17 protein-coding genes, 3 tRNA genes and 2 pseudogenes are annotated in these 20638 nt (G+C 70.8%); 11 read left to right on the top strand and 11 right to left on the bottom strand.

The window, feature by feature from the left end; translation table 11 throughout:
• The 3 genes and pseudogenes from ACSLTV_RS03930 to dnaG all read left to right on the top strand — a co-directional run.
• Nucleotides 1-164: pseudogene (locus tag ACSLTV_RS03930) on the top strand (deoxyguanosinetriphosphate triphosphohydrolase); the annotation flags it as partial.
• 104 nt (nt 165-268) lie between these two features.
• Complete coding sequence (locus ACSLTV_RS03935; RefSeq protein WP_432139224.1) at nt 269-1534, top strand: NAD(P)/FAD-dependent oxidoreductase; 1266 nt, start codon at nt 269-271, stop codon at nt 1532-1534.
• 46 nt (nt 1535-1580) lie between these two features.
• Nucleotides 1581-3482: a DNA primase gene (gene dnaG, locus ACSLTV_RS03940; RefSeq protein WP_432139223.1), complete on the top strand. Its 1902-nt coding sequence runs from the start codon at nt 1581-1583 to the stop codon at nt 3480-3482.
• Here dnaG and ACSLTV_RS03945 read toward each other — a convergent pair.
• Both ACSLTV_RS03945 and ACSLTV_RS03950 read right to left on the bottom strand, forming a co-directional pair.
• Nucleotides 3453-4460: a nucleotidyl transferase AbiEii/AbiGii toxin family protein gene (locus tag ACSLTV_RS03945; protein WP_432139222.1), complete on the bottom strand. Its 1008-nt coding sequence runs from the start codon at nt 4458-4460 to the stop codon at nt 3453-3455. The two genes, dnaG and ACSLTV_RS03945, sit on opposite strands and share 30 nt — an antisense overlap.
• Nucleotides 4457-5095, bottom strand: coding sequence for a hypothetical protein (locus tag ACSLTV_RS03950; protein WP_432139221.1), 639 nt, complete (start codon nt 5093-5095; stop codon nt 4457-4459). Before ACSLTV_RS03950 ends, ACSLTV_RS03945 begins: the two co-directional genes overlap by 4 nt.
• Nucleotides 5096-5233: 138 nt before the next feature.
• On the opposite strand from ACSLTV_RS03950, the gene ACSLTV_RS03955 reads away from it, so the two are divergent.
• A complete protein-coding gene (locus ACSLTV_RS03955; protein WP_432139220.1) occupies nt 5234-6607 on the top strand; it encodes an RNA polymerase sigma factor in 1374 nt (457 codons plus the stop codon).
• A 37-nt stretch (nt 6608-6644) separates the two neighbouring features.
• On the opposite strand, the gene ACSLTV_RS03960 is transcribed toward ACSLTV_RS03955, so the two are convergent.
• The 4 genes from ACSLTV_RS03960 to ACSLTV_RS03975 all read right to left on the bottom strand — a co-directional run bounded on the left by ACSLTV_RS03960 (nt 6645) and on the right by ACSLTV_RS03975 (nt 12500).
• Nucleotides 6645-8576, bottom strand: a complete 1932-nt coding sequence (locus ACSLTV_RS03960; protein WP_435611632.1) for an ABC transporter ATP-binding protein — start codon at nt 8574-8576, stop codon at nt 6645-6647.
• The gene (locus ACSLTV_RS03965; protein ID WP_432139218.1) at nt 8576-10309 is read right to left on the bottom strand and encodes an ABC transporter ATP-binding protein; all 1734 of its coding nucleotides are present in this window, start codon (nt 10307-10309) and stop codon (nt 8576-8578) included. Before ACSLTV_RS03965 ends, ACSLTV_RS03960 begins: the two co-directional genes overlap by 1 nt.
• Before the next feature lie 370 nt (nt 10310-10679).
• Nucleotides 10680-12134 carry a xylulokinase gene (locus ACSLTV_RS03970; RefSeq protein WP_432139217.1) on the bottom strand — a complete coding sequence of 485 codons (1455 nt, stop codon included), beginning with the start codon at nt 12132-12134 and terminating at the stop codon, nt 10680-10682.
• 60 nt (nt 12135-12194) lie between these two features.
• Complete coding sequence (locus ACSLTV_RS03975) at nt 12195-12500, bottom strand: YtxH domain-containing protein (protein WP_432139216.1); 306 nt, start codon at nt 12498-12500, stop codon at nt 12195-12197.
• A gap of 158 nt (nt 12501-12658) precedes the next feature.
• Here ACSLTV_RS03975 and ACSLTV_RS03980 point away from each other — a divergent pair.
• The 3 genes from ACSLTV_RS03980 to ACSLTV_RS03990 all read left to right on the top strand — a co-directional run bounded on the left by ACSLTV_RS03980 (nt 12659) and on the right by ACSLTV_RS03990 (nt 13064).
• Nucleotides 12659-12731, top strand: a tRNA-Asn gene (locus tag ACSLTV_RS03980).
• A 5-nt stretch (nt 12732-12736) separates the two neighbouring features.
• Nucleotides 12737-12809, top strand: a tRNA-Asn gene (locus ACSLTV_RS03985).
• Nucleotides 12810-12990: 181 nt separating this feature from the next.
• Nucleotides 12991-13064 (top strand) — tRNA-Ile (locus ACSLTV_RS03990).
• Nucleotides 13065-13740: 676 nt separating this feature from the next.
• Here the strand turns inward: ACSLTV_RS03990 and ACSLTV_RS03995 are convergent.
• From ACSLTV_RS03995 to ACSLTV_RS04015, 5 genes and pseudogenes are all read right to left on the bottom strand, one after another.
• The gene (locus ACSLTV_RS03995; RefSeq protein ID WP_432139215.1) at nt 13741-14187 is read right to left on the bottom strand and encodes a PIN domain-containing protein; all 447 of its coding nucleotides are present in this window, start codon (nt 14185-14187) and stop codon (nt 13741-13743) included.
• Nucleotides 14184-14426: a type II toxin-antitoxin system Phd/YefM family antitoxin gene (locus ACSLTV_RS04000; RefSeq protein ID WP_097222963.1), complete on the bottom strand. Its 243-nt coding sequence runs from the start codon at nt 14424-14426 to the stop codon at nt 14184-14186. Before ACSLTV_RS04000 ends, ACSLTV_RS03995 begins: the two co-directional genes overlap by 4 nt.
• Nucleotides 14427-15026: 600 nt before the next feature.
• Complete coding sequence (locus ACSLTV_RS04005; RefSeq protein WP_435611633.1) at nt 15027-15440, bottom strand: PIN domain nuclease; 414 nt, start codon at nt 15438-15440, stop codon at nt 15027-15029.
• Nucleotides 15437-15652: a type II toxin-antitoxin system VapB family antitoxin gene (locus ACSLTV_RS04010; RefSeq protein WP_018889935.1), complete on the bottom strand. Its 216-nt coding sequence runs from the start codon at nt 15650-15652 to the stop codon at nt 15437-15439. Before ACSLTV_RS04010 ends, ACSLTV_RS04005 begins: the two co-directional genes overlap by 4 nt.
• Nucleotides 15653-16510: 858 nt before the next feature.
• Nucleotides 16511-16675 (bottom strand): annotated as a pseudogene (locus ACSLTV_RS04015) (PIN domain-containing protein); the annotation flags it as partial.
• A gap of 148 nt (nt 16676-16823) precedes the next feature.
• Between ACSLTV_RS04015 and ACSLTV_RS04020 the strand changes: the two are divergent.
• The 4 genes from ACSLTV_RS04020 (at nt 16824) to ACSLTV_RS04035 (ending at nt 20633) form a co-directional block, all read left to right on the top strand.
• Nucleotides 16824-17057, top strand: a complete 234-nt coding sequence (locus ACSLTV_RS04020) for a type II toxin-antitoxin system VapB family antitoxin (RefSeq protein WP_432139213.1) — start codon at nt 16824-16826, stop codon at nt 17055-17057.
• A complete protein-coding gene (locus tag ACSLTV_RS04025) occupies nt 17054-17461 on the top strand; it encodes a PIN domain nuclease (protein ID WP_432139212.1) in 408 nt (135 codons plus the stop codon). The genes ACSLTV_RS04020 and ACSLTV_RS04025 overlap by 4 nt, the downstream gene beginning before the upstream one ends.
• Nucleotides 17462-17579: 118 nt before the next feature.
• Nucleotides 17580-19262: an SWIM zinc finger family protein gene (locus ACSLTV_RS04030; RefSeq protein WP_435611634.1), complete on the top strand. Its 1683-nt coding sequence runs from the start codon at nt 17580-17582 to the stop codon at nt 19260-19262.
• Nucleotides 19263-19616: 354 nt separating this feature from the next.
• Nucleotides 19617-20633, top strand: coding sequence for an amidohydrolase family protein (locus ACSLTV_RS04035; RefSeq protein WP_432139210.1), 1017 nt, complete (start codon nt 19617-19619; stop codon nt 20631-20633).
• Nucleotides 20634-20638: the final 5 nt, after the last annotated feature.

The raw sequence follows: 20638 nt of genomic DNA on the forward strand, positions 1-20638 counted from the left end.
CCCCCCCCCCCCACGCCCCCGACGGACTCGACCCGCAGTTCCGGGCGATGTTCGACCGCGCGCGGGACGACCACGCCCGCAAACGGGTGATCGTCGACCAGATCGCCTCCCTCACCGACGCCTCCGCGCGCTCGTTGCACGCGAGACTGACGGGACAGGAGTGACCCGTAGGTGACCCTGCGTGGCCTGATCGGGCCACTCCCTCTTCCCCCATCACGCTCCGTGCGGGACGCTCGCATGTGGCGGCACGCTTACGAGGAGGCATCACGTGGTCGACGCGGATCAGACATTCGTCATCGTCGGGGGCGGCCTGGCCGGCGCCAAGGCGGCCGAGACGCTCCGGGCGGAGGGCTTCACCGGCCGCGTGATACTGATCGGCGACGAACGCGACCACCCCTACGAGCGCCCGCCGCTGTCTAAGGGCTACCTGCTCGGCAAGGAGGCCCGCGACAGCGTCCCGGTGCACGAGCCCGCCTGGTACGCCCGGCACGACATCGAGCTGCACCTCGGCCAGACGGTCGACGCGATCGACCGCGCCGCCCGCACCGTCCACTTCGGTGACGACGGCACCTACGTCCACTACGACAAGCTGCTGCTCGCCACGGGCGCGGAGCCCCGCCGCCTCCCCGTCCCCGGCACCGACCTGGCCGGCGTGCACCACCTGCGCCGCCTCGCGCACGCCGACCGCCTCAAGGGCGTCCTGACCGCCCTCGGCCGCGACAACGGCCACCTGGTGATCGCCGGCGCGGGCTGGATCGGCCTGGAGGTCGCGGCCGCGGCCCGCGAGTACGGCGCGGAGGTCACCGTCGTCGAACCCGAGGCGACCCCGCTGCACGGCGTCCTCGGCCCCGAGCTGGGCGAGATCTTCGCCGAACTGCACCGCGAACACGGGGTCCGCTTCCGGTTCGGGGTACGGCTGACGGAGATCGTCGGCCAGGACGGCGTGGTCCTCGCCGCCCGCACCGACGACGGCGAGGAGCACCCGGCGCACGACGTCCTCGCCGCGATCGGCGCGGCGCCCCGCACGGCGCTCGCGGAGGCGGCCGGACTGGAGATCGCCGACCGGGCGCACGGCGGCGGCGTCCTGGTGGACGAACGGCTGCGCACCTCCGACCCCGACATCCACGCGGCCGGTGACGTGGCGTCCTTCCCGCACGCCCTGTTCGACACCCGGCTGCGTGTCGAGCACTGGGCCAACGCGCTCAACGGCGGGCCGGCCGCCGCCCGCGCCATGCTCGGCAAGGACGTCGTGTACGACCGCGTGCCGTACTTCTTCTCCGACCAGTACGACCTCGGCATGGAGTACAGCGGCTGGGCACCGCCCGGCTCCTACGACCAGGTGGTGCTCCGCGGGGACGCGGGCAAGCGCGAGTTCATCGCCTTCTGGGTGAAGGAGGGCAGGGTGCTCGCGGGGATGAACGTGAACGTGTGGGACGTCACAGAACCCGTCCAGAACCTCATCCGCTCCCGGGCCCGGGTCGACACCGAGGCCCTCGCCGACCCCCACGTACCCCTCGACAGCCTCGCCTCCTGACGCCACGGCCACCGGTTCTGTCACTGCGCCCCCGTAGAATTCACGCGTGGCAGGACGGATCAATGACGAGGACGTGAAGGCGGTTCGGGACGCGGTCCCGATCGACGCCGTGGTGTCCGAGTACCTCCAGCTGCGAGGCGCGGGCGGCGGCAACCTCAAGGGGCTGTGCCCGTTCCACGACGAGAAGTCGCCGTCCTTCCAGGTCAGCCCGAGCAAGGGACTCTTCCACTGCTTCGGCTGCCAGGAGGGCGGCGACACCATCACGTTCGTGATGAAGATCGACCACCTCACCTTCTCCGAGGCGGTCGAACGGCTGGCCGCCCAGGCCGGCCTCACCCTGCGCTACGAGGAGGGCGGGTACAACCCCGCCCACCAGCGCGGCGAACGCATCCGCCTGGTCGAGGCCCACAAGATCGCCGCGGATTTCTACGCCGAACAGCTCGCCACCGGCCCCGAGGCCGACGCCGGCCGGATCTTCCTCGCCGAGCGCGGCTTCGACCAGGCCGCCGCCCAGCACTTCGGCGTCGGCTACAGCCCCCAGGGCTGGGACCACCTCACCCGCCACCTGCGCGGCAAGGGCTTCACCGACAAGGAACTGGTCCTCTCCGGGCTGTCCCAGGAGGGCCGCCGCGGCCCCATCGACCGCTTCCGGGGCCGCCTGATGTGGCCCATCCGCGACATCGGCGGCGACGTCGTCGGCTTCGGCGCGCGCAAGCTCTACGAGGCGGACAACGGCCCCAAGTACCTCAACACCCCCGACACGGCGATCTACCGGAAGTCGCAGGTGCTGTACGGCATCGACCTGGCGAAGAAGGAGATCGCCAAGTCCTCCCGCGCCGTCGTCGTCGAGGGCTACACCGACGTCATGGCCTGCCACCTCGCCGGCGTCACCACCGCCATCGCCACCTGCGGCACCGCCTTCGGCGGCGACCACATCAAGATCCTGCGCCGGCTGCTGATGGACAACGGCTCGGCCCGGGTGATCTTCACCTTCGACGGCGACGCGGCCGGCCAGAAGGCCGCCCTGCGCGCCTTCGAGGACGACCAGAAGTTCGCCGCCGAGACCTACATCGCCGTCGCCCCCGACGGCATGGACCCCTGCGACCTGCGCCTGGCCAAGGGCGACGACGCGGTCGCCGACCTGGTCGAACCGCGCACCCCGCTCTTCGAGTTCGCCCTCCGCCAGATCGTCGGCCGCTACGACCTCGACACCCCGGCCGGCCGCGCCGCCGCCCTCGACGAGGCCGCGCCCGTCGTCGCCCGCATCAAGAACAGCGGGGCGCAGCACGAGGTCGCCGTCCAGCTCGCCGGCCTGCTGGGCATCCTCGACACCCAGTTCGTCGTCCGCCGGGTCGCCCAGCTGGCCCGCTGGGCCCGCGACCGCGGCGGCAAGGGCCCGGCACCCGCCCCCCGCGGTCCGCAGCAGTACGACGCCCCGCCCCGCCCCGCCGTCTCCGGCCCCGCGCTCACCCTGCGCAACCCGGTCTACGCGACGGAACGCGAACTGCTCAAGCTCGCCCTGCAACGCCCCGAACTGGTCTCCCCGGCCTTCGACGCGTACGGCGTCGACGAGTTCACCGCCCCGCCCTACGCCGCCGTACGCCAGGCCGTCCTCGACGCGGGCGGCGCCGAGTGGGGCGTGCAGGACCCCCAGGAGTACCTGGTGCGGGTCCGGGAGGCGGCCCCCGACGACACGGTCCGCGCGATGGTCACGGAACTCGCCGTCGAGCCGATCATGCGCCGCGCCGTCGACGAGATCTACGCCGGCACCGTCCTGGTCCAGGTCCGCCGCCGCGCCGTCGAACGCCGGGTCCGCGACGTCCAGTCCCAGCTCACCCGCCTCTCCGCGGGCGGCGACCCGGCCCAACTCGCCACCGTGCAGAACGAGCTGTGGGTCCTCCAGCAGTACGACCAGGCACTACGGGAGCACGGCGCCGGAGCCCTCTGAGCGCCCTTCGAAGGCCGGCGCCACGGCCCGCAGCAACCGGTCCGCGAACTCCCGCTCCCGCTCGGCGAACCGCGGGTACTCGGCGACGAAGTGGTGCCACTCCACACAGCCGACGCCCTCGACGAGGTCCTCGAACAGTACGGCGTCGCGGGAGGGGCGGGGCCATTCGCCCGACAGCCGGAACACCTCCTGCAACAGCTCGTGGGGGAGCGGATGCCGCTCGGCGAGCAGCACCGCGTCGTAGAGGTCCTTGCCCTGCGCGTACGCGTCGTTGATGATCCACATCAGTTTCCAGGCGAGGGACAGCGCGGGCGTCGCCCCGAGCAGGACCGCCCCGCCGGGCAGCTCGACCGGCTCCGGCGGCTCGGGCAGCCGCTCGTTGAACACGAAGTCCAGCTGGACGTGGCCGCCGGGGAGTCCGGGCGCGGACCAGGGCAGGACCATGCGCCGGCCTGGTACGCGCTCGTAGGTCCAGATGTCCTCCACGCCGACGCCCTCGGCGGGGAAGCCGATGCCGTCCGCGGAGGCGGCCCGCGCGGCCCGTGCGATCCCGTCGAGCATGCGGCCGGTCCGTTCGTCGCGCAGGCCCCAGGTGTCCGGTACGACGACGAAGTCCAGGTCACCGGGCTCGCGGGCGGCGTCCCCGAACCATGCCGACATCAGCACACTGCCGCGCAGCACCAGCGAGTCGCACCACTGAGAGCCGGCGATCGCGGCCAGGACGAGATCCAGTGCCCGGCGCCGGGCGGCCCGCCACGCCTCGCCGCGTGCCGGGTCGGCGAAGGCGGGGTCGGAGGCACGGTAGGCGTTCGGGTACTGCTTCGTCGACGGGTCGAAGACCAGCCGCTGGGTGATGCCCTCGCCCGCGACGGTCCGCACCGTCCGGGGCAGCTGGTGGTCGAGCCGGATCCGGTCGTCCAGCTCGTCCCGGGGCGTCTCCTTGCTCGACCAGCGCCAGTTCCGCCAGCTCCAGCTCATCCCCGCGCCCCCTCGGTCGTCATGTCCTCGATCCATCCGTCGTCCACCGAAAGATCGCTGTCGTACAGCACGAACTCCCGCTCCACGGACAGCACCTGATACTCGGTCAGCTCTTCGAGCAGCCGGTCCAGCGCCCGCCCCGCCCCCGCCGCCGTCACCTGGTGGCACCGTTGCGTCACGAACCGCTCGTGCCGCCCGCCGCCGAGCACCCGCCGCGCGTTCCACGACAGGTGGGCGCCGTGCGGTACGACCCGCGTGGTCAGCGCGCCGAGGCCGGCGCCGGCGTCGAGCAGCAGCTTCACATGGTGCTCGTAATACTCCCCGCCGGACCGTCCGCCCCCGCACGGCCCGTCCGGCACCTCCGGCGCCCAGGGCGACGACTCCGTCTTCACCCGGACCGGCGTGAAACCGTCCGCGCCGAGCGCCGCCACCACCCGCTCGGCCCGCGCCGACTCCTCGGCGTACGTGCGGGAACCGGCGAGCGTCAGCATGGGCTGCACTCGCATCCGGCCGCGCGCCAGCACGATGTGGGTGAGCTTGAGGCCGGCCGTGTCCGCCCAGCTACACAGCCGTTCCGCTTCCGCCGGGCTCGCGCAGTCGACGGTCACATGGGTTTCGTACAGGGATCCGGACACTGCGGGATCCTCGCAGACGGGGCGTGCCGAGGGCACCCGGATTTCGGGCGGGCGGTCACCTCGCGGTGACGGACCGGACTCAAAAAGTCACCGCACGCCCCTCGTGGCGGTGATGTGTCGTACCCCACACTGGTTCCGGTGCCTGAGTCCTCGGAGCGCGGCCGAACCGTCCCCCACGGGTTCCCGATCGCCGCGGGCGCGCTCAACGCGTACGGGACGGACAGCGGCGAGGCCGTCGACTCCGCTCCCCAAGTACCGCTGCCGCCCCCCTCGGCAGCGATCATCCTGGAGGTCGCCCCCGTGCAGACCCGGACCCTCACCCACACCGACAGCACCACCGGCGGCGCGGAGCACACGGAGCACAGCGAGGCCGACGCCGAGAGCGGCGTCCTGGTCGCGGTGCCCGCGCAGAGCCGTGCCCCGCACCACCCGGACGGCGAACCGGACGGCCCGCCGCCGGCGGCCCTGGCCGAAACCCCCGGGACCACCGAGCCCGCCGAACCGGCCCCGCCCGCCGGACCGGCCGAAGCGCCGGAAGCGGTCGACGTGGTCGAAGCGGTGGCCGCGATCGAACCGGTCCGCACCCGCACCGAGAGCGGCGGCCCCTCCGCCGACCTGTTCCGCCAGTACCTGCGCGAGATCGGCCGCATCCCGCTGCTCACCGCCGCCGAGGAGGTCGAACTCGCCCGCCGGGTCGAGGCCGGGCTGTTCGCCGAGGAGAAGCTGAGCAGCACCCCCGACCTGGACAGCCGGCTCGCCGTCGACCTGGACCGGCTGGTCGTGCTCGGCCGGATGGCCAAACGACGGCTCATCGAGGCCAACCTGCGCCTGGTCGTCTCGGTCGCCAAACGGTACGTCGGACGCGGCCTGACCATGCTGGACCTCGTCCAGGAGGGCAACCTCGGCCTGATCCGCGCCGTCGAGAAGTTCGACTACGCCCGCGGCTACAAGTTCTCCACCTACGCCACCTGGTGGATCCGCCAGGCCATGTCCCGCGCGCTCGCCGACCAGGCGCGCACCATCCGCGTCCCCGTCCACGTCGTCGAACTCATCAACCGCGTGGTCCGGGTCCAGCGCCGCATGCTGCAGGAACGCGGCTACGAACCGACCCCCGAGGAAGTCGCCGCCCAGCTCGACCTGCCGCCCGAGCGGGTCAGCGAGGTGCTCCGCCTCGCCCAGGAGCCGGTCTCCCTGCACGCGCCGGTCGGCGAGGAGGACGACGTCGCCCTCGGCGACCTGATCGAGGACGGCGACGCGGCGAGCCCCGTGGAGTCGGCCGCGTTCCTGCTGCTGCGCGAACACCTGGAGGCCGTCCTGTCCACCCTCGGTGAACGGGAACGCAAGGTCGTCCAGCTCCGCTACGGCCTGGCCGACGGCCGCCCCCGCACCCTGGAGGAGATCGGCCGCCTCTTCGGCGTGACCCGCGAACGGATACGGCAGATCGAGTCGAAGACCCTCAACAAGCTCCGCGACCACGCCTTCGCCGACCAACTGCGCGGCTACCTCGACTGAACGGGGGCCGCCCACCGCCGTGAGCGGCCCCGCGCACTCAGTCGACCTGGGCCACCGCCTCCGCGAACTGCGCCTTGTACAGCCGCGCGTAGGCCCCGTCGGCCGCCAGCAGCGCCAGATGCGTGCCCTGCTCGACGATCGAGCCGTTCTCCATCACCAGGATGGTGTCGGCGTCCCGGATCGTGGAGAGCCGGTGCGCGATGACGAACGACGTCCGCCCGTGCGCCAGCTTCGCCATCGCCTTCTGGATCAGCACCTCGGTCCGGGTGTCGACCGACGACGTCGCCTCGTCGAGCACCAGGATCACCGGGTCGGACAGGAACGCCCGGGCGATGGTGATGAGCTGCTTCTCACCGGCGCTCACCCCGGTGCCCTCGTCGTCGATCACCGTGTCGTAGCCGTCGGGCAGCGTCCGGACGAACCGGTCCGCGTGGGCCGCCCGCGCCGCCTCCTCGATCTCACCCCGGGTGACGTCCCGCGAGGCGCCGTACGCGATGTTCTCCGCGATGGTGCCGCCGAACAGCCAGGTGTCCTGCAGCACCATGCCGATCCCGGAGCGCAGTTCGTCCCGGGACATCGTCGCGATGTCCACCCCGTCCAGGGTGATCCGCCCGGACGAGACCTCGTAGAACCGCATCAGGAGGTTCACGAGCGTCGTCTTGCCGGCGCCGGTCGGCCCCACGATGGCGACCGTGTGCCCCGGTTCGACGGTCAGCGACAGGTCCTCGATCAGCGGCTTGTCCGGCTCGTAGCGGAACGACACGTGCTCCAGCGCCACCCGCCCGCTCAGCCGCTCGGGCCGGGTGCCCGGCACCGGGTCCGCCTCCTGCTCCTCGGCGTCGAGGAGCTCGAAGACCCGCTCGGCCGACGCCACGCCCGACTGCACCAGGTTCGCCATCGACGCGATCTGCGTCAGCGGCATCGAGAACTGGCGCGAGTACTGGATGAACGCCTGCACGTCGCCGATCGACAGCGAGCCCGACGCGACCCGCAGCCCGCCGACGACCGCCACCAGCACATAGTTGAGGTTCGAGACGAACATCATCAGCGGCTGCATGACACCGCTGTTGAACTGCGCCTTGAACCCGGCCTCGTACAGCGCCGCGTTCTGCTCGGCGAACTGCCGCGCCGACTCCTCCTGCCGCCCGAACACCTTCACCAGGGTGTGCCCGGTGTACATCTCCTCGATGTGGGCGTTCAGGGTGCCCGTCGACCGCCACTGCTGCACGAAGTGCGGCTGCGACCGCTTGCCGACGCGGGTGGCGACGACGAACGACAGCGGAACGGTCACCAGCGCCACCAGCGCCAGGATCCAGGAGACGTAGAACATCATCGCCAGCACGCCGATGACGGTCAGCACCGAGTTGATGAGCTGGCCCATCGACTGCTGCAGCGTCTGCCCGATGTTGTCGATGTCGTTGGTCGCCCGGGACAGCACCTCGCCGCGCTGACGCTTGTCGAAGTACGACAGCGGCAGCCGCGACAGCTTCCTCTGCACGTCCTCGCGCATCCGGAACATCGTGCGGTTCACGGCCCGGTTCACCAGCCGGGTCGCCACCGCCATCAGCAGCCCCGCCACCAGGAACACGCCGAGAGCCAGCAGCAGCACCTCGCCGACCGCACCGAAGTCGATGCCCTCGCCGGGGGTGAAGTCGGTGCCGCGCAGCATGTCGGCGACATCGCCGTCACCGCGTTGCCGCATCGCCTCCAGGGCCTGCTCCTTGCTGGGGCCGGCCTCCATCTGCCGTCCGACGATGCCCCCGAACACCAGGTCGGTCGCCCGGCCGAGGATCTTCGGCCCGACCACGTTCAGGCCGACGCTGATCACCACGCACAGCAGCAGCGCGTACAGCGTGGCCCGCTCCGGGCGGAACCGGCCCAGCAGCCGCCGGCCCGACACCTTGAAGTCCAGCGAACGGCTGTCGGGACCGCCGCCCTGGCCCATCATCCGTGCCATCGGCCCGGTCATCAGGCAGCCTCCGCTTCCGTCAGCTGGGAGAGCACGATCTCCCGGTAGGTCTCGTTGTCCGCCATCAGCTCGTGGTGGGTGCCGGTGCCGACGACCGTGCCCTCGTCGAGGACGACGATCCGGTCGGCGTCCCGGATGGTCGCCACCCGCTGCGCGACGATCACCACGGTCGCCTCCGCGGTCTCCCGGCCCAGGGCCGCGCGCAGGGCCGCGTCGGTGGCGTAGTCGAGGGCGGAGAAGGAGTCGTCGAACAGGTAGATCTCCGGGCGCTGCACCAGCGTGCGGGCGATGGACAGGCGCTGCCGCTGACCGCCGGAGACGTTGGTGCCGCCCTGTGCGACGGGCGCGTTCAGCCCGCCCTCCAGCTTGCGCACGAAGTCCGCGGCCTGCGCCACCTCCAGCGCCTGCCACAGCTCCTCGTCGGTGGCGTCCGGGTTGCCGTAGCGCAGGTTGGTCGCGACCGTCCCCGCGAACAGGTACGGCTTCTGCGGGACCAGCCCGACGGTCCGGGCGAGCAGCCCCGGGTCGAGCTCGCCGACCGGGACGCCGTCGACCAGGACCTGCCCGTCGGTGGCGTCGAACAGCCGGGGGACCAGGCCCAGCAGCGTCGACTTGCCGCTGCCGGTGGAGCCGATCACCGCGGTGGTCTCGCCGGGCCGGGCGACCAGGTCGACGGCCTTGAGCACCGGTTCCTCGGCACCCGGGTAGCGGAAGCCCGCGCCCCGGAGCTCCAGGTGGCCGTGCCGGCGCAGCTCGGTGACCGGCGCCGTCGGCGGCACCACGCTCGACGACGTGTCCAGGACCTCCTGGATGCGCTCGGCGCACACCTCGGCGCGCGGCACCATCATGAACATGAAGGTGGCCATCATCACGGCCATGACGATCTGCATCAGGTAGGCGAGGAACGCGGTCAGGTCGCCGATCTGCATTTCGCCGCTGTTGATGCGGTGGGCGCCGAACCAGACCACCGCGATCGACGACAGGTTCACCGTCGTCATGACCACCGGGAACATCAGCGCCAGCAGGTTGCCGGTGCCGAGCGACATCTCGGTCAGGTCGGCGTTCGCCTTCCGGAAGCGGTCCTGCTCGTAGCCGTCGCGGACGAACGCGCGGATCACCCGGTTGCCGGTGATCTGCTCGCGCAGCACCCGGTTCACCGTGTCCAGCCGCTTCTGCATGGCCCGGAACAGCGGCCGCAGCCGCCGCACGATCAGCGTCACGCAGACACCGAGCACGGGCACCACGGCGACCAGCACCCCGGACAGCGGCACGTCCAGGCCCAGCGCCATGACGATGCCGCCCACGCACATGATGGGCGCCGACGCCATCAGCGTGAACGACATCAGGGCCAGCATCTGGACCTGCTGGACGTCGTTGGTCGTCCGGGTGATCAACGACGGCGCGCCGAAGTGACCGACCTCACGCGCGGAGAAGGACTGCACCCGGTCGAAGACGGCCGCCCGGACGTCCCGGCCGAGCGCCGAGGCGGTGCGTGCGCCGTAGTACACGGCGCCGATGTTGCACACGACCTGCGCCAGCGAGATGCCGATCATCAGGCCGCCGTGGCTCAGGATGTAGCCGGTGTCCCCGCGTACGACGCCGCGGTCGATGATGTCCGCGTTCAGCGTGGGCAGGTAGAGGGTGGCGCAGGTCTGCAGGAACTGCAGCGCCAGGACCAGGGCGATGGGTTTCTTGTAAGGACTGAGGTAAGCCCTAAGCAGTCGTATGAGCACACTGGGTCTCTCGGAGTCGGCGGTAGGGGCGGTTGGTTGCCCTTGGCCCCTATCGTCGGACACTTCCCCCGTGTTACCTCAACCGATTAACCCAACAGGCTGCCCGCTTGAGCCGTGGGCGGAACCTGCCGGGCGGCCGGCGAAGCCCGGAGCGGTCAGCGGACCGCCCGGACGCCCGGTGACTCCGGAACGATCAGCCGACCGCCTCGGGACGGCGAGCGCAATGCACCCCTGGGAGGCCGGCCCGTGAGGTGCCCGGGGACGGTGAACGCAATGCGCCCCCGGGGCGCTCAGCGGAGCCCCTCGATGGCCGACGGGCCCCGTGATGGCCGGCGGAGCCCCGTGATGATCAGTTCAGCCCCGTGACCGGTCAGCGGAACGCCCCCGGGTGGGTCTGCTCACGCACCGACACGAACTGCTGGCGCACCGCCTGCCCCACGGCCAGCTCCTCGCCCGGCTCCAGGACCTGCGCGGCAGCGCCCTGCCAGGCCGGCGGGGTGCGCGGATCGAGCGTGCCCTGCGACACCCCGAGCGCCCAGGCGGCCTGCCGGGCGGCGCCGATCGCCGCGTAGTCCGCGGGCTGCGGTACGACGACCTGTGCCCCGAACAGCGACGGCGCCGCCGCCTGAACCGCGGGCAGCTCGGCGGCGGCACCCAGCAGGAAGACCCGCCGCACCGCCACACCCCGCCCGCGCAGCACGTCCAGCGCGTCCGCGAGCCCGCACAGCATGCCCTCGAAGGCGGCCCGGGCGAGATGCTCCGGCTTCATCGACTCGCGCCGCAGTCCCGCCAGCGTCCCCGCGGTGTGCGGCAGATGGGGAGTGCGCTCGCCCTCCAGGTACGGCAGCAGCACCAGCCCGTGCGAGCCCGGCGTGGACTTCATCGCCAGCTCCGACAGGCTCTCCAGGTCGGACAGCCCGAGCAGCTCGGCGGTGCCCCGCAGGGCCCGTACGGCGTTGAGGGTGGTGACGACGGGCAGGTGCATGCCGGTCGCGTCCGCCAGCGAGGTGATCATCCCGGTGCTGTCGACCAGCGCCTCGGGGTGAACGGCCATCACCGACCCGGAGGCGCCCAGCGACACCACCGCGTCGCCGAGCCCGATGCCCAGGCCCAGCGCTGCAGCCATGGTCTCGCCGGTGCCGGCCGAGATCAGCAGCCCCTCGGGCGTCGTACCGGCCGCCTCGGCGGGCCCGATCACGTCGGGCAGCATCGCCTGGTGGCCCAGCGCCAGTTCGACCAGGTCCGGCCGGTAGGCGCCGGTCGCCGCGGACCAGTAGCCGGTCCCCGAGGCCCCGCCGCGGTCGGTGGTGCGCCGCACCGGCCGCCCGAGCAGCTGCCAGACCAGCCAGTCGTGGGCCTGCAGCAGCACCGCCGTACGGGCGGCGGCCTCCGGCTCGCTCCGGGCCAGCCAACGCAGCTTGGTCACCGGCTGGGCGGCCTGCGGCACACTCCCCACGGCTTGCGCCCACGCCTCCCGGCCGCCGAGCGCGTCGACGAGATCGGCGGCGGCGACCTGCGCGCGCTTGTCGCCGCCGACCATGGCGGGGCGCACGGTGGCGCCCTGCGCGTCGAGCGGCACGACGGCGTTCGCCTGCGCGGACACGCCGATGGCCTGCACTCCCTCCAGCAGGCCGCCACCGGCGGCCTCACCGAGAGAGAGCAGCCAGGTCTGCGGGTCGACGTCGGAGGGCCGGCCGCCGGCCCCTTCCGGGCTCTCGACCGGATGGGGGGCATACCCCTGCCTGAGCACGGCCCCCGTGTCCGTGTCGCAGACGACGATGCGAGTGAAATCGGGCGAACTGTCCAACCCGGCGACTATCCCCATACGGAAAATTCTGCCGCACGTGTCGCTCTGCTCGGGCCGGGAGAGCTCAGCGGATGACCCCTACGTGTTGCTGGTGCCCCAATCGTCCTCGGCGCCGTTGTGCGAGGAACGCTCCCGCAGGGAGCGGACCCGGTGGGCCACCGACTCCGGCATGCGGTCACCGACCCTGTCGCTGACCACGTGGTACGCCCTGCCCGCGAAGTGGCGGCCCTGGTGGGCGGCCGTCTCGGCGGTGTTGCGCACAGCGGGGTTCTGCGCGATCCGCTGGGCGGACTTCTTCAGCTGCTCGTAGCGCTCGCGCCCGGCCCTCGTGCCCAGGACGTACCCCAGGCCGAGTCCAACCACGAACGTGAGCCGGTAGCGCATGGCGGCCACCCTTCCCTTGCGTCGGTCTGCGGTGCGGCGTTGCGGTACGGGGATACCGATTGGCAAAGCACCCCCCTGCTTGCGCTAATGTATGTGTCGCAGCGAGCGCACGCCCTCTGGGGGCTACCCAGGTAGGTACGTTCGATGCAACGAGGCATTCCTCCGTAGCTCAATTGGCAGAGCAGCCGGCTGTTAACCGGCAGGTTACTGGTTCGAGTCCAGTCGGGGGAGCTCGGTCCTCCGTAGCTCAATTGGCAGAGCAGCCGGCTGTTAACCGGCAGGTTACTGGTTCGAGTCCAGTCGGGGGAGCAGGTGATGAACGAGGACCCTCCGGGGTCCTTTTTCATGTCTCACCCCTTGTCCGGGGGAACCGCGCAGGTCACGGCGGAGTCCTTCAGGACATGCGTAGTCGACCGTACGAAGCAGGAGATCGTATGAGCGGCTATGCTGCGGCACACGGCGCGCACACGTGTACGCGACACGCCGCTATGGGGCGGTAGCTCAGCCGGTTAGAGCAGCGGACTCATAATCCGTCGGCCGTGGGTTCGAGTCCCACCCGCCCCACCCTTGCAGGGCTGTGACCTGCGGAAACGTCTTTTCTCGGCAGGGAGATCATGAACTCCGGCCCAACGGAGAGAATCCGCTGCTCAGGGGCACCGTCGGAAGTCGCAGAGGATCGCCCGGCTCGCCCGGCTGCTCCTGGCAGGGCTCTGACCTGCAGTGACACGGATGTCCGGATACGCTGGGGGTCACCTGGCGAGCTCTGTGTCCAAGATCCAGTGGACGCACAGTGGACGGGAGGGCCTGGAGCCGGCCGCAGTGTGGTGCCGCCGGTTCGAGGAGGAAGAGGTCGTCGGGAAAGTCGTCAGAGCTCAAGGCGTCCGTCCCTACGATCCGGGCAAGTGGCCCGTCACTTGGCCAGGGTCGCGGAACCGAACGCAGCAGCTGAAACCGTAACGCCGGTGCCTCGTGCCGACGCTGGACGCAGTCGATGTGCGGTGGTGGGTGGCAGCCCGTAGGTGGCTGACCGTCTGTTGCCTGCCGCCCTGCGTACCCGACCTCAACCGGGAGGCGGCGATGGATTGTTGTCGCGGGGCGGCACAGCGGCGGGCGACGTGGAGGGTGGCGCGCATGCGGCGCGGGCGCGATCTTCGCTGCGCTCTTGCAGAAGCGACCGTGCCAGGAGCACGCCGCACCGACGTGATCGGCTGGTGCTGGGTGTCGCGCCAGGCGGTGCGGGCTACAGGTCGTCGGGTAGGAGCCTGAAGGCGGGATGGCCGGTCAGGGGGCGGACCATGCGGAAGTGATGGTCGGTGGTGAGCAGGGCGTCGGTGCGGTAGGCGGCGGCCAGAGCGACGTTCATGGCGTCGGTCAGTCCGATGCCTTTGCCGCCGTCCGCGTCGGCGTACCCTTCTGCGACCGCGATCGCCGCGCTCAGGTGCGTGTTGACGGGCGGTACCTCGAATCGGCGCGTCGCCACGTTGCGTTCGATGAACCGGGCCGCCGCCAGAGCTTTGCGGGCTCCGGCGCGTGTCGCGATCAGGTAGTCCAGCTCGGCCAGTACCAGGGGGGAGATGACCAGGTGGCTGGTCGCTGCCAGTGCCTTCCTGTGCTCCTGGTGTCCGGTGAGGTTCGGATCGAGCAGGCGGTACAGGCCGTTGGTGTCGGCGATGGCGATCATCGTCACGCGCCCATCCCCTTGAGCGTGTCCTCGATCTCGTCGTCGGTGAGATCGGGCAGACCGAGGTCGGGCAGGTCGAGGTCCCCCATGGGGTCGGTCGGGTACGGGGGGATGTCGGTGTCGCTTATCGGTACGACCCGAGCCACCGGGGTTCCGTTCTTGGTGACTGTGACGGTCTCGCCACGGGCCGCGGCGGCAAGGATCTGCGAGGACTTCTGGTTGAACTCGCGGGCAGTGGTCTCCATGTAGTACATGTTACTACCCTAGGCTGTCGGCGACGGACGGTGCCGCTCATTCGGTATCCCAGCGGAACGGCCGGAACGCGAGTGCCGATGTCCCTCCGGGATGGGTACGGCCGCTCGGCACGCCCGGGCTCATCGCCCGGGCGTTATGCCGGGGGCATCGACCCGTGGATCCGCGACAGGGTGAACACCCGCTTCGCATCGCGCAGATGACACCAGGCGTACAGATGCGGAGGGTCCAGGTCGCGCGCGGCCTCGTCCGCCGTCGCGTCCAGCGAATCCGCCAGGACGTCCCGAGAGACCAGCGCACTCAGCGCGGCCAGTGCTTCGGCTGCTGCAGGGCGGGCAGCGGGAGGCGGGACAGCGCGCGCGACCGAGCCGGGGGGCAAGGCGCCCCAAGGAGCGGGCTGTCCGACCGCGCCCCCTTCCGCGGGCGACGGCCTGTGTGTCGGGGCTCGCGCCAGGATCCACTGAGCCGGGCGCAGGCGTCACCCTCGAGGGCCGGCGCCTGCTGAAGGTCTGCCGCAGTACCAACCGCGCCACAGCCACTGTCGGGACCGGTCCTCCTCCTTCACCACGTTTCCATGTCAGGTTGGAAAAGGATCAATGTCTGAGGTCGATCGTGCGTACTTGCTGTCCCGTGGTCCGGGCGATGGTTTCGAAGTCGCGGTCGTAGTGGAGCAGGGTGAGGCCCGCTTCTTCGGCGGCGGCTGCGATGAGGAGGTCGACCGGGCCCGCGCTGCGGTGTTCCCCTTTCGCGGTGAGCTGCTCCTGGACCACGCGGGAGCGGCGGTAGATGCCGTCCGGCATCGGACACCAGACGTAGTGGGCGTCGAGTGCCGCCTTCAGCCGAGCGCGGCCCGCGGAAGAGTGGGCAGAGTAGAGGACCTCAAGTTCCGTGAGGTCGCAGATCGCGACGAGGCCGACGGCGATCCTGTCGTCCCACTCGGCCGTGTTCTGGGCGAGAAGGACGCGGGCGAGGGCGGAGGTGTCGATGAGGTAGTCGGCGACGGTCACGGCCGGTACTGGCTCTTGTCCAGGAGGATGTTGATGTCCAGGGCTCCGTCGGCCACCAGTTGCCGGGAATCCTCGAGCGCGCGCAGGCGCCGGTAGCGAGCGGTGACCTCGCGCAGGGCGGTGTTGATCGTGTCGCGCTTGGTGGTGGTGCCGAGTTCCCTGGCGGCTGCCTCCAGTGCCTCGTCGTCGAGATCGATGACGGTTCGGCTCACTGCGACTCCCTGTGTATACGGCGATGTATATCAGTATACCTACTCCACTGTATATCGAGGGGCCGGCTCCAGCCTGGCCTGATCGGCGGGCTTCACAGCCGGAAGGCGAGACCGGACGAGGTCCGAGAGCAGGTGCTCGCGCACAGCGAGGGCGGCGACCTGCCTCGCGCCCGGTGCCTCTGGGGCCACCTGCCCGCTGCCGACCATGATGTCCCCGCATCCGGCGTGTGATCCGGTGCGGGCGCACTGACTGCCAAGACGCGCGGAGCCCCGCCCTCGGGTCAAGAGGGCGAGCCCTTGCTTCGCCGGTAAGGCATCCCTGCTGCTCGGCTCTTCGAGTCACGAGTCACGAGGCTTCTGCCTGCGCACCTGCTCTCGGTGAGGTCCCAGTGGCCGTCGTGGGTGGCTTGTCGTGCACCCGTAGTGGACACGCAGTGGACGGAAGGATCCTGAAGGACTAGGAAGGTCACGCGCGTGTCCGCAGGGCTGCACGCCGCTGACGTGCTGAAATAGGAAGATCAGGGCAGGATCCGGCCGCAAGCGGAAGATCCGAAAAGGACTCATAATCCGTCGGCCGTGGGTTCGAGTCCCACCCGCCCCACCAGTGCAGGGTCGTAACCTGCGGAAACGTCTCTTCTGAGGTGTTGGAAGGTCAACTCGGGCTCATCGCGCTGATCCCGCTGCTACCGAGAGCAAGAGGCCACGAGCAAGGTTGACGAACGGTACGGGCCGCGGGTGAGTTGCCGGTCGGCGAGTCAATCCTGCGGCTCGGGCGCCCGGGCTCTGGCTGAGTTCTCGACACGCCGTTGTCAGAGGGCCACCTCGTGCCTCATCGCCGACTGTGCGGCTGTGGAGGCTCTACTGCCTGAGGTCCATCGTGCGGACCGGCTGTCCCGTGGTGCGGGCGATGGTGTCGAAGTCGTGGTCGCAGTGGAGCAGCGTGAGCCCCGCTTCCTTGGCGGCGGCAGCCACCAGGAGGTCGACGGGGCCTGCGCTGCGGTGCTCACCCTTGGCGGTCAGCCGTCCCCGTGGGGGCTCGTTGAGCACGCGTTGGGGGGCGACCCGCCTGTTCCGCGGCAGCGGCTTAGGGCCGGTCGGCGGGGACAGCGCCAGGAATGTTGGTGACGTATATTGCATATGTACATTGTGGACTCTCGGTGGGGTGGTGAGGATGTCCGTTACCCAGATCGACCTTGATGACGAGGCGCTGGCCGAGGCGATGCGCCTGATGGGCGTGACGACGAAAAAGGAGACCGTCAACACGGCTCTGCGGGATTATGTGGCCCGCATCAGGAGGCTTGAGGCCGCGGAGAAGCTGGTCCAGCGGGGCGAGCGCGGCGAGTTCGAGGAGGCCGCAGCGGCGTACGAGGCTGCCAGGCGCGCGCGGCGGGCGGCGTTTGAGTGATCACGTATCTCGTCGACACCTCTGCGTTGTGGCACCTGTTCCGTACCCCTGGGGCGCTGAATCCGTGGGAGGGGCATATCGCCGCCGGGGTGTTGCGCATCTGCGAGCCCACGCGCACCGAGTTTCTGTACTCGGCCACCAGCCCGTCTCATCGCGACGAGTTGGCAGGGGAGCTGGATGCTCTGTGTCAGCTCTCGCCGGTCCCGAAGAACGCCTGGCGCTGGGTCGAGACCGCTCAGTACAAGCTCACGCAACGCGGGCAGCACCGGGCCGCGGGAGTCATCGACCTCCTGGTGTGCGCGACAGCGGTTCACCACGGTCACACGGTGCTCCACGTGGACCACGACTTCGCCACAGTGGCGGCGGTCCTCAAGGAAGTGCAGCAGCGGGACGTCCGCGCCTGAGGACATCACGCCCACAGCCGCGCATGGCCGGGAAGACGGACCGGCCATCACTCGGCCCCCTCAAGAGATCGAGTCCCTACCCGCTCCAAGAGCTGCCGATCCGCGGTTGAATGCCGGTGTGGCACGGAAAGTGGTCGGATTCGGCGAGGACGATCTGAGGGCGGTGGCCGGGGCTCGGTCCTTCGAGCGGGGGCTGGGGTATCTGGACGCGGTGAGCGGGCTGGAGGTGGGGGAGGGCTCGGTCAGCGCCGTGGTGCACGGTACGGATGTCTACGAGGTGGAACTCACCCTCGGCGGGGATGACGGCATCTCAGGATGGTGCGACTGCCCGTACGGGCAGGAGGGCAACTTCTGCAAGCACTGTGTGGCGGTCGGGTTGACCGTGCTGCGGCGGGCGAAGACGATTCCGCGGCAGCGGGCCGTGGCGCGGGCACGGTCTTCCGGCTTGGAATCGTGGCTTTCAGGGCTGTCACGCGAGCAACTCCTGGCGCTGGTGCGGGAGCAGATCGCCGAGGACCGGGGACTGCGTCGGCGCTGGGAGCTGCGGGCCGCCGCCGCTCGCTCCGACATCGGTGTGGTCCGGGACCGGATCATCGCGCTGATCGATCCGCGGCCGTTCGCCCGGTACGGGTACGTCGAGTACGGCGATGCCGCGGGGTACGCGCGACAAGTGGCCGAGGCGGCTGCCGCGCTGCGTGCCGTGACCGCCGACGGGCAGGCGGCGCAGGCGGTCGGTCTGGCCGAGGAGGCGATCCGGGTGCTGGGGGAGGCGTACGGGGAGATCGACGACTCCGACGGTGTGGTCGGGCAGGCCGCCGCCGCGGTGGCCGGGGCCCATCTGGAGGCCTGCCGAGTCGCCCACCCTGATCCGGAGCGGCTGGCCGAGTGGCTGGCCGGCACGGTACTCGACGGAAGCAACGACGTGGCCGACCTGGATCCGCTCGACTACGCCGACGTGCTGGGGCAGAGCGGGCTGGCCCGTATGCGGCAGCTGGCGACAGAGGCACTGCAGCACAGGCCGTCCGGCTGGGCGGCGCGGTATCTGATGGAACGGCTGGTCAAGGCTGAGGGCGACGTCGACGCGCTGGTCGCCCTGCACGCGCGGGACCTCGACCCGTCCGGTGCCACCCATCTGCACATCGCAGAGGAACTGGAAGCGGCGGGCCGCTCGGACGAGGCACTCGCCTGGGCGGAGCGGGGGCTGCGGGACTGCGCCGCCGAGACGTACATCGACGGCCGTCTGGTCGACTACGTATGCGCCCGGTATGCGACGGCGGGGCGGGCGGCCGACGCGGTCACGGTGCGCCGCGACCGGTTCCGTGCCGAGCGGTCTCTGGCCGCCTACCGGCAGGTGCGCTCCGCCGCCCGGGCGGCGGGCAGTTGGGACGCCGAGCGGGTGGCGGCGCTGACCGTCCTGAGGGAGGAGGCCCGGCAGGAGCGCGGTGGCCGGTACGGCGGGCCGGTGCTGATCGACGTGTTGCTCGACGACGGCGATGTGGATGCCGCCTGGCGGGAGGCGGCCGACCGGGCCGACGACCGGCAGTGGGAGCGGCTCGCCGACCTGTCGCGTGAGGCGCGTCCGGGCGAGGCGCTCGGCGTGTACCTGCGGCTGGTCGAGCGGTCGAAGGGGCCGACCGGGGACCGCGCCTACGAGCGCCTGACGCGACTGCTGCTGGGCGCACGTGATTGCCATCGCGCCTTGGGGAGCGAACCGGTGTTCGCCAGGTATCTCGCCGACCTGCGGACGGAGTTGAAACGCCGGCGGAAGCTGCTGGGCATGCTCGACCGGTACGGGCTGTGAAGGACCGCCCTGGGCCGCCGCGCCGGCCGGCGGCATGAGCCGCCCGGCCGCGCGACTCTCGCCGCCCACCTCGGCATCCGCGCCTTCTGCGACTCCTTCGAGTGCTGGGCCGACCCGGCCGACCGGCAGGCGCTGATCGCGGCAGCGAGCCGCACGCTCGACGGACTCCGGGTAGCGGCGGCTGCCCTCGCCCCTCCTCTTGTCAGCACTCCTCTTGCCGACGTCCCTCCCTGTCGACGCGCCTGCCTCTGCTCGGATCTGCGATATCGACGATAGTACTTCAATGTTTCCGTTGTTAATATCACTGATACGCTCTATCTGGTTCCATTGATACCAGAAGCTTGGGAGCGTGGCATGTCCGATCGACTGCGGATCACCGCACTGGAAGAGCACGTCGTCGTGCCCGCGATCACGGAAGCGTGGTCCAGGGCCGGGGTGCCGGAGCTGCCGAACCTGGGGTTCGGCGACAGCCCCGTCGCCCGGCGGCTTCGCGACACCGCGGAGACGAGGCTCGCGCACATGGACGACCAGGGGATCGACGTGGCGGTGCTGTCGGTCTCGTCACCGGGTGTGCAGAACCTGCCCGGCCCGGACGCGGTCGCCGTGGCCCGGGACACCAACGACCAGCTCGCGGAGATCGTCGCCGGCAGGCCCGACCGGTTCCGGGCGTTCGCGGCGATCCCCACGCAGTCGCCGTCGGCCGCGGCCGCGGAGCTGGAGCGGGCCGTGACCGAACTGGGCTTCCCCGGCGCCATGCTCTACGGGCGCACCGGGTCCAAGCTCGCCGACGACCCCGGGTACGACGAGTTGTACGCCGCTGCGGAGCGGCTGCGGGTCCCGCTGCACTTCCACCCGCAGATGCCCGTGCAGGCCGTGGTGGACGCCTACTACTCGGACATCGGTCCCATCGGGACCGCACTGGCGGGGCCCGCGATCGGCTGGTACTACGACCTGGGCGTGCAGTACCTGCGCATGATCTTCTCCGGGGTCTTCGACCGGTTCCCCGAGCTCCAGGTGATCGCCGGCCACTGGGGCGAGGTCGTGCTCTTCTATCTGGACCACACCGGGTTCTTCGCCGACGCCGGCGGTCTGGCCCGCCCGCTCGCCGACTACTTCACGCAGAACTTCTGGGTCGCCGGCAGCGGCACCGTCAGCCCCCGCTACCTCCGCTGGACGGCGGAGGTCGTGGGGACCGAACGGATGCTGTACTCCACCGACTACCCCTTCACCTACGGGTTCCGCCCGGCCGGCTTCCCCTTCGTCGACACCAGTGCCGGTGTCGCCCGGTCGTTCCTGGAGGACGCCCCCTTCACCGACGACCAGAAGGCCGACATCGCGCACCGCAACTGGGAACGCCTCACGGCCCGCTGAGTCAC

It is taken from the genome of Streptomyces sp. bgisy159, from assembly GCF_965341775.1.
Classification (GTDB): domain Bacteria; phylum Actinomycetota; class Actinomycetes; order Streptomycetales; family Streptomycetaceae; genus Streptomyces.